The following is a 7,986-nucleotide window of genomic DNA, read 5'->3' on the forward strand; positions in this document are numbered from 1 at the left end:
CGATTCATTCAATGCGGTTTTGGCAAGAAACCGCGTCGATACATTCGCGAGCAAGCCCGCTCCCACAGCGGCACAACGATGCTGCCGGGGGTTAGTTACTTTTCACCGGGGCGTCCGGTTTTTTGTCGTTGCCAGGAATGAACGGGCTCCATGGCTGGGCGCGGATAGGCTCTGGGGTTTGCCATACCACGTTGAACTGGCCGTCATCCTGGATCTCGCCGATCATCACCGGCTTGTGCAGGTGGTGGTTGGTTTTGTCCATGGTCAGGGTGTAACCCGACGGCGCGGCGAAGGTCTGGCCGGCCATGGCCTCGCGGACTTTATCGACATCGGTGGACTTGGCTTTTTCAGCCGCCTGCGCCCACATATGAATGCCCACGTAGGTGGCTTCCATCGGGTCGTTGGTCACAGCTTTGTCAGCGCCCGGCAAGTTGTGGGCCTTGGCGTAGGCTTTCCAGTCGTCGACAAACTTCTTGTTGACCGGGTTATCCACCGATTCGAAGTAGTTCCAGGCGGCGAGGTTGCCCACCAATGGTTTGGTGTCGATGCCGCGCAGTTCTTCTTCGCCCACCGAGAACGCAATCACCGGCACGTCGGTGGCTTTCAGGCCCTGGTTGGCCAGCTCTTTATAGAACGGTACGTTGGAGTCGCCGTTCACGGTGGAGATCACCGCAGTCTTGCCACCCGCCGAGAACTTTTTGATGTTGGACACGATGGTCTGGTAATCGCTGTGACCAAACGGCGTGTAGACCTCCTGGATATCCTTGTCGGCTACGCCCTTGGAGTGCAGGAACGCACGCAGGATTTTGTTGGTGGTGCGCGGGTACACGTAGTCGGTGCCCAGCAGCACGAAGCGCTTGGCGCTGCCGCCGTCTTCGCTCATCAAATACTCAACCGCCGGGATGGCTTGCTGGTTAGGCGCTGCACCGGTGTAGAACACGTTGGGCGACATCTCTTCGCCTTCGTATTGCACCGGGTAGAACAGCAGGCCGTTGAGTTCTTCAAATACCGGCAGTACCGATTTACGGGACACCGAGGTCCAGCAACCGAACACTACCGCGACTTTGTCCTGGGTCAGCAACTGGCGGGCCTTTTCGGCAAACAGTGGCCAGTTGGAAGCCGGGTCGACTACCACCGGTTCGAGCATCTTGCCGTTCACCCCGCCCTTGGCGTTGATCTCGTCGATGGTCATCAAGGCCATGTCTTTGAGCGAGGTTTCAGAGATCGCCATGGTCCCGGACAACGAATGCAGAATCCCCACCTTGATGGTCTCGGCGGCTTGCACCGTCCAGGTCAGACCCATGGCGGCAATGGATGCCGAGAGGGTGAACGCTTTGATCAAGCTACGACGCTTCATGGGCCGATCTCCAGATGTTTCGTTGTTTTAAGGGTCGATACGAACACTGGGAGGGTTTTTGCAAGGTCTGTGCCGAAGTGGTGCAGGGCGTCTAGTGCAGGGTTTTGGGGCATGGGTGCAAAGACTTGCGCACCATGACGGGGCCTGTTGATGAGCTGCGTGCACGGAGATGCCCGGCTTTGGTGCTTACAGGCTAGCGAGGAGCGCACTGCTCAAGGCAAGTCGATAACTAAATAGCCCCTTGGCGCGCACCTTCAGGTGAAACATGGAAAGTGACCGTGCACTCGCCCGGTCATTTTCCAGACAAGGCTCCACATCATGATGAGTTCAGATAAAGAAGCTGGTCGGCAAAAGCGCCAATTAGCGAACCACACCGTTCAATTGCCGGATCTGAGTCCTGCTTTTATAGCGCCGGACGATGCAGCACGCTTTGCCCATGAATTGATTGGCGATCAGCGCGGCGTTGAATATGGCGGCATGATTTTAAAGGATGCCCAAGGGCGTTATTTTGCAACCCGGCCTGTGAGGGGGAGGACCAGCAATTTTGACCCCGGATTAGTGGCTTCAAGTAATGCTGAAGGTCAGTTTGTTCATCCGCCGGGCTATACCTGTTATGCCTTTTATCATTCCCACCCCAATGACTACGATCTGTTGAAAAAATTGTTCCATGACTGGAGCACCGCTCAAATCATTACGACAGTGCAGTTTTTTTCAAGTATTGATATTGGCTTGACTCACTTGAACACCTACTTTGCCTCTGCGCACTATTTGTCGGCTGTCAATGGCGTGCTTCTGAAGTACGAGGCCAGTGGTTCTGCCCTTGAAGAGAAGTTGGCCATTCGTTTTTTTAACGATGCGCGAGACAAAAGACTGACCTTCGATTCGATTGACGGGTATATACGGGCAATCGCCTATGTGGGGACGTTAAGTGTGATCCAGTCTTCTGAAGTATGGGGCTGGAAAGTGGGCAAGATAGACAGCACCTTCAAGCTCTACAAACCGGGTAATACCCTTGATGTTGTCCCCAATGCGATGCTGCGACCGGCCTTCAGCCCTGTCGCCTCCTCGTTGAAAGCGTTGCTCAACTATGTGCGCAATCGCACTGAGCGCGTGGTCGAGAGTCATTACGGGTTTGTGCTTGAGAGCAAGGCTTCAGGGACGTTTATCGCCACTGAACCCATGCCCCTGACTCTTGAGACGATTGGGTTGCAAGCATCAGCCGATAGTGCACTTTCGGCTTCAGTCTTCTCTAAGGCATTGGTGTTTTCTACAACCGGGCAAGGTGACGTTGTACTGCCGCAAGGGTTTGAAATCGTCGGTGTTTATTGCGGCGAGAATCAGTATCGCCCGCTGAGCAGCTTGCCGGCAGAGGAACTCACTGTCTTTAAGCACTTTATTGACCCCATGTTCATGGCGACGGGGATTACGGCGGCCCGATCAACGACCCGGCTCAAGCATGCCGAAAGTACCCGATCGATACCGCTCTATATTCTCGTGCGCGATGGCGCTGTCCTGGAGTATGTATCGACGTTCTCCGCGCAGGAGCAGCAGTTTGTGAACCCTATCCATGATCGGGGCTGGATCAGGATGGCAGGCGACCTGCGCCTGGGGCTTTATAAAACTCGGTTCTATGTTCAGGACATAGCCACGGCCGGTGAGTTGAGTGTGTTGTACACCAGCGATTTATGGAGCCGTACGGGGCGTGTCACTGCGCAGTGGCAGCCCTATAAGCACTTTGCGCGCAGGGTGTTGAGCCCGTGCTTTATCAGTGCCGATGATGCCGCGTTGTATGTTCATGAGCGCATAGCAGGCCGGGACAAGAAGGTCTTGGGCGGTGTTATCTATCAGCGTGCCGACCAGCGCTTTGTCGTCACCGAGCCTTTGGCGGTCAGCACTGAAACCTTTGATATCAACACCGTTATACCGCCTGAAGTCCAGTCATTTGCACCACCGGGCTGCACCCCGGTGGCGATGTATCACACCCATCGCGTTTGGCCTTTGCAACTGTGGCGTTCAGCGCAAGAAGAACAGTTATACCGAAATATGCTGGAGCCTCATGAGGTCGGCGCAGCCATTAATGACCGTGGCAGGATCAAGACGCGCTATTTTTCGACACAAGAGGGCGCATTGATCAAATATTCCCCCAGTGGTTCAAAGGATGAGCTGCGCATGTTGAGTCAGTTAACGCCTCTTCCAGCGGACGTGTGGAATGTACGCAAGAACTCGATTCAGCAGCGCTTGAGGGCCAACAAGCTCAAACCCAGCGGGTATATTTCCGGTATAGCCGCGACGGGAACGTTGGAAGTCATCAAGGGCAGCCCCTGCTGGGGCGCGCCGGGGGGGGTGGCGACCCACGCCGTGTTGCCTTTGGTCGCGGGACAAGTGCGAACGCCAGTGTGCAGCCCGATCTTTACCCAAGAACAGGACGCTGTGCGGTTTGCCCACACCCAGCTAGGGACGCGTAAAGAGGTGCAGTACGGCTTTATTTTGAAAAGCACTCAAGGTGAGGCCTATGTCGCGACGCAGCCCCACACCGATACTTACTTGAGCTTGGACAAGGTATTTGCTTACGACGCCATGACCCAGCGTTACCAGTGGCCTGAAGGTTTCAGCGTCTGTGCGATGTACCTTGCGGCCCCGCAAGTGCCAGCCGTCCTGCTGGCTGATGCTGTTTACCAGGCGTTTATCTCGCCGCGTGACATAGCCACTGCGCTGGTGACGCTCTCGACCCTTGAAGATCAAGCCTATCCTCAGAAGCTGAACCCGGCGCTGTATCTCGCGCCAGCAACAGGGGCGTTGTTGCGCTACTTGCCGGGCACCCTTTCAAGTTTGATTACGGCGGGGATTTTCCGCGATTCCGGCAACTGGATGATGGAGCAACTGACCACCCTGGCGCAGACCGCTGTGACCTACGCCCGCGAGGTGGCACAGAGTGGCACACTGACCGTGATCAACACCTGTGGGGTGTGGGTCAACCCTGGCCCGGTGTTGGCGACGTGGAAGCCCAGTGTCAGAGAATTGCTGGCGGATCAAAATCATCCGCGGGTTGTGGCTTTGGGCCCTGTGTACGCACACCCCGATGACGCCGCGTGGACTGTGCATCGGCAACTGAAACGTCCCCACACGCTCAATACAATGGGGGCGTTGTTGCACAACCCGAGTAGCGACAGTTGGGTGGCGCTGCAGCCGGAGGTGAGCAACGGCCTGCAGGCCAATGCCGCCGAACTGATCGTAATCAGCCATCGACATAAGCCCAGTGAGGATCCGTTGCGACCGATTTTGCCCGCCGGTTATTCGGTGCGGCGCCTGCAGGTTGCGCGTGATGTCAGGCACGTGACCGCGCTGAGTGAAGCGGATAAAAAGCGCGTACAGAACATGCCTTGGCCGGTGGACCTCTGCTACGCGTCGGTGGCTATGGAACAAATGGCCAACCGCGCTGGCGACCAGGACTATGAAGTCAATGTGTATGTGTCCACAAACGACGGTGCCCTGCTGCTGTACTCAGCGGGAGATGAAGCGCAGGAAGTCCAACTGTGTGGGCCGAAAAAAACGTTTGAACGCACCGAGGCGGGCTATTTTGTCGAGAACGCCCAGCCGACATCGTCGCCCAAAACGTCCAGGCAAATGCTCACTGACATCGCCAAGGCCGGGCAATTGATTGTGTTGGTCACCAGCCCGACATGGCCTGCCCTCGGTCTGTACCGCGACCCGCACTTTGAGCTTGAGCCCGAAGGCGGCTTTGAGTGGACGACGCCCAGCCCCCTGCAACCCACCGTGACGCCCAAGCCGGGGGTGCTGCGTGATGAGCTTTAACGCTTGCGCATCAAGCCAATAAAGAACAACCCGCCGATGGCCGCCGTGGCCACGCCGATGGGCAGGTCTTCGGGGGCGATCAGGGTGCGAGCGGCGACGTCGACCCAGACCAGGAACACGCTGCCCAGCAGCGCTGACACCGGCAGTAAACGCCGGTGTTCAGCGCCCACCAGACGGCGGGCTATGTGCGGGATCATCAGGCCGACAAAGCCGATGGAACCGCTGATGGCCACCAAGACGCCGGTCATCAGTGAGGCGATCAAGAACACTTTGAGCCGCACATTGCGCGCATTCAGGCCGAGGGTGACGGCGGTTTGCTCGCCAGCCATCAGGGCATTCAGCGGGCGGGCCATGCCCAGCAGTAAAAACAGCCCCAGCAGCACCACGGCACTGGGCACGGCCAGCAGTTCCCAGCGGGCCAGCCCGAGGCCGCCGAGCATCCAGAACAGCACAGCAGAACTGGCGCGATGGTCGCCCAAAAACAGCAAGGTGTTGGCCACCGCCATCATCACGAACGACACTGCCACACCGCACAGCAGCAGGCGGTCGCTATCCAGACGCCCCTGACGACTGGCGATGGCCAGTACCAGTAGCATGCTCAGCAGGGCGCCGATAAAGGCGGCAATGGGCAAGGTCAGCAGGCCGACGATTTCGCCCACGTGCAGCACCACAATCACCGCGCCCAACGTCGCGCCGCTGGTGACGCCGAGCAAGTGCGGATCAGCCAGCGGGTTGCGGGTCACGGCTTGTAGCACCGCCCCGATCAACGCCAGGCCCGCCCCCACCAGGGCACCGAGTAGCATGCGCGGCACGCGGATCAGCCACACGATGTGTTCTTGGCCAGCGCTCCAGCTCACCTCACCGAGGCCAAACACTTTGTTCAACACAATGTGCCACACCACGTCGACCGGCACCCGCGCCGGGCCAAAGCCCAGCGACACCACGCATGACACCAGCAGCAGTGCGCCAAGGCTGATCAGTAACAGGGCGTAGCGGTTAGACATCATTGTGGGTGAAACCCTTTGGCCAGGGTTTCGATGGCCAGCACGTTGTCGATGCCCGGCGTGGCTTGCACATAGGGGATGACGATAAAGCGTTTGTGCTTGATAGCGTCCACCGATTGCAGGGCCGGGTTGGTTTCGAGAAAGCGCTGTTTTTGCTCGGCGGTGACTTCGCTGTAGTCGACGATCACGATGACCTCGGGGTTGCGCTCGACCACGGTTTCCCAGTTAACGCGGGTCCAGCTGGCGTCGATGTCGCTGAGGATATCATCGCCACCCGCGGCTTCAATCAAGGCGTGGGGGATGCCCAGCTTGCCCGAGGTCATGGCGCGGTCTTCGCCGCTGTCATACAGAAATACCCGGGGTTTTGATGCCGGAAGAGACTTCTGCACGTCGGCGATTTTTGCCTGCATCTGCGCGATCAATGCGTTGGCGCGGTCTTGCACGTCGAAGATTTTGCCGAGGTTGCGCAGGTCGTTGTAGGTGTCTTCCAGGCTGGCTGGAGGGCGCTTCATCACAAACGCACATGACTCGGTCAGCTCATACACGTTGATGCCCAGCGGGGTCAGGGTGTGCGGCGTGAGGTCACCACCCACGCGCATGCCGTAATCCCACCCGGCGAAGAAGAAATCAACGTTGGCATTGAGCAAGGTTTCAACCGACGGGTACTTGCTGGCCAGCTCGGGCAGGCCGTCGAGAATGGCCTTCATCTCGGGCGTGACCGACTTCCAGCCACTGATGCCGCTGTACCCGGCCATGCGCGGCTTGAGGCCCAGGGCGAGCATCATTTGGGTCATGTTGATGTCGTGGCTGACCGCGTGTTTGGGCGCTTGCGTGAAGGTCACGTCACGGTTGCAGCTTTTAATCGTCAGCGGGTAGGTCGTGGCGTCGGCTTGAGCCAGTTGCGCGCCGAATAAAGCAGCCAGGCACAGGGCGAGACGGATCAGCTTCATGGTTGGGTTATCCAGGTAATGCGCGGGTAGCCGGACAGTGGGTGGTCGTCGACCAGTGCGTCCACGCCGAAAACGTTGCGTAATAATTCCACGGTCAATACCTCGCGCGGCGTGCCGCTGGCGATGATCTTGCCGTGGTTGATCACGTACAGCCGATCACAAAAAGCCGCCGCCAGATTCAGGTCGTGGATGCTGGCCAGGGTGCCGATGTTCAGGCGCTTGACTCGTTGCAGCAGCTCCAGCTGATAACGCGGGTCGAGGTGGTTGGTCGGCTCGTCGAGGATCAGCAGGTCGGGTTGTTGGGTCAGGGCGCGGGCCAGGATCACACGCTGTTTTTCGCCTCCCGAGAGGGTGGCGAAGGCGTGGTCTTCAAAGCCTTGCAGGCCGACGGATTCGAGGGCGTCTCTGGCCAGTTCGCGGTCGGCCTGGGTGTCGCCGTCAAACAGGCCTTTGTGCGGGGTACGGCCCATGGCGACCACTTCATCAACGGTCAGGCCAAAGGCGTCAGGGAATTCTTGCAGCACCACGGCGATGCGCTGGGCGCACCAGCGTGGTGATTGTTGCCACAGGTTGTGCGGGCCGAGATGAACCTCGCCCGCTTCGGGCTTGCTGAAGCGATAAGCACAGCGCAACAGGCTGGTTTTACCGCTGCCATTAGGCCCGATCAGCCCCACAAACTCACCAGCCGCCACGTGCAGGTTGGCATCACGCAGCTTGAACTGGTGATGACAATGGCCGTGGCCCAAGGGCGTCCAGGCGAGTTTGGTGAGGGTGAGCTGAGTCATGCATTTACCGGTCAATCCCGTAGGAGCGGGGGTGGCCCGCCCCGGTTTTTTTATTTAAAAATAAAGACGGAAACGCG

At 58.4% G+C, this 7,986-nt stretch carries 5 protein-coding genes; 1 reads left to right on the plus strand and 4 read right to left on the minus strand.

Annotated features, from left to right (window positions below):
* Window positions 1–91 precede the first annotated feature (91 nt).
* Window positions 92–1,357, minus strand: coding sequence for an urea ABC transporter substrate-binding protein (gene urtA / locus QMX84_RS25180; protein WP_153336617.1), 1,266 nt, complete (start codon window positions 1,355–1,357; stop codon window positions 92–94).
* A gap of 318 nt (window positions 1,358–1,675) precedes the next feature.
* Between urtA and QMX84_RS25185 the strand changes: the two genes are divergently transcribed.
* Window positions 1,676–5,170, plus strand: coding sequence for a DUF4329 domain-containing protein (locus QMX84_RS25185; RefSeq protein WP_282365064.1), 3,495 nt, complete (start codon window positions 1,676–1,678; stop codon window positions 5,168–5,170).
* On the opposite strand, the gene QMX84_RS25190 is transcribed toward QMX84_RS25185, so the two are convergent.
* Genes QMX84_RS25190 through QMX84_RS25200 form a run of 3 tightly spaced genes read right to left on the minus strand, consistent with a single transcriptional unit; the run spans window position 5,167 to window position 7,909 of the window.
* Window positions 5,167–6,177 carry an iron ABC transporter permease gene (locus QMX84_RS25190; protein ID WP_048385347.1) on the minus strand — a complete coding sequence of 337 codons (1,011 nt, stop codon included), beginning with the start codon at window positions 6,175–6,177 and terminating at the stop codon, window positions 5,167–5,169. The genes QMX84_RS25185 and QMX84_RS25190 overlap by 4 nt on opposite strands.
* A complete protein-coding gene (locus QMX84_RS25195) occupies window positions 6,174–7,124 on the minus strand; it encodes an ABC transporter substrate-binding protein (protein ID WP_282365065.1) in 951 nt (316 codons plus the stop codon). Before QMX84_RS25195 ends, QMX84_RS25190 begins: the two co-directional genes overlap by 4 nt.
* Window positions 7,121–7,909, minus strand: a complete 789-nt coding sequence (locus QMX84_RS25200; RefSeq protein WP_048366533.1) for an ABC transporter ATP-binding protein — start codon at window positions 7,907–7,909, stop codon at window positions 7,121–7,123. The genes QMX84_RS25195 and QMX84_RS25200 overlap by 4 nt, the downstream gene beginning before the upstream one ends.
* Window positions 7,910–7,986 lie beyond the last annotated feature (77 nt).

Source organism: Pseudomonas sp. PS01297 (assembly GCF_029959305.1).
Classification (GTDB): domain Bacteria; phylum Pseudomonadota; class Gammaproteobacteria; order Pseudomonadales; family Pseudomonadaceae; genus Aquipseudomonas; species Aquipseudomonas helleri.

Bases quoted from the DNA above. Each gene is read 5' to 3' on its own strand.
- QMX84_RS25185 (WP_282365064.1), top strand. From the start codon at position 1,676: ATGATGAGTTCAGATAAAGAAGCTGGTCGGCAAAAGCGCCAATTAGCG.
- QMX84_RS25190 (WP_048385347.1), bottom strand. From the start codon at position 6,177: ATGATGTCTAACCGCTACGCCCTGTTACTGATCAGCCTTGGCGCACTG.
- QMX84_RS25195 (WP_282365065.1), bottom strand. From the start codon at position 7,124: ATGAAGCTGATCCGTCTCGCCCTGTGCCTGGCTGCTTTATTCGGCGCG.
- urtA (WP_153336617.1), bottom strand. From the start codon at position 1,357: ATGAAGCGTCGTAGCTTGATCAAAGCGTTCACCCTCTCGGCATCCATT.
- QMX84_RS25200 (WP_048366533.1), bottom strand. From the start codon at position 7,909: ATGACTCAGCTCACCCTCACCAAACTCGCCTGGACGCCCTTGGGCCAC.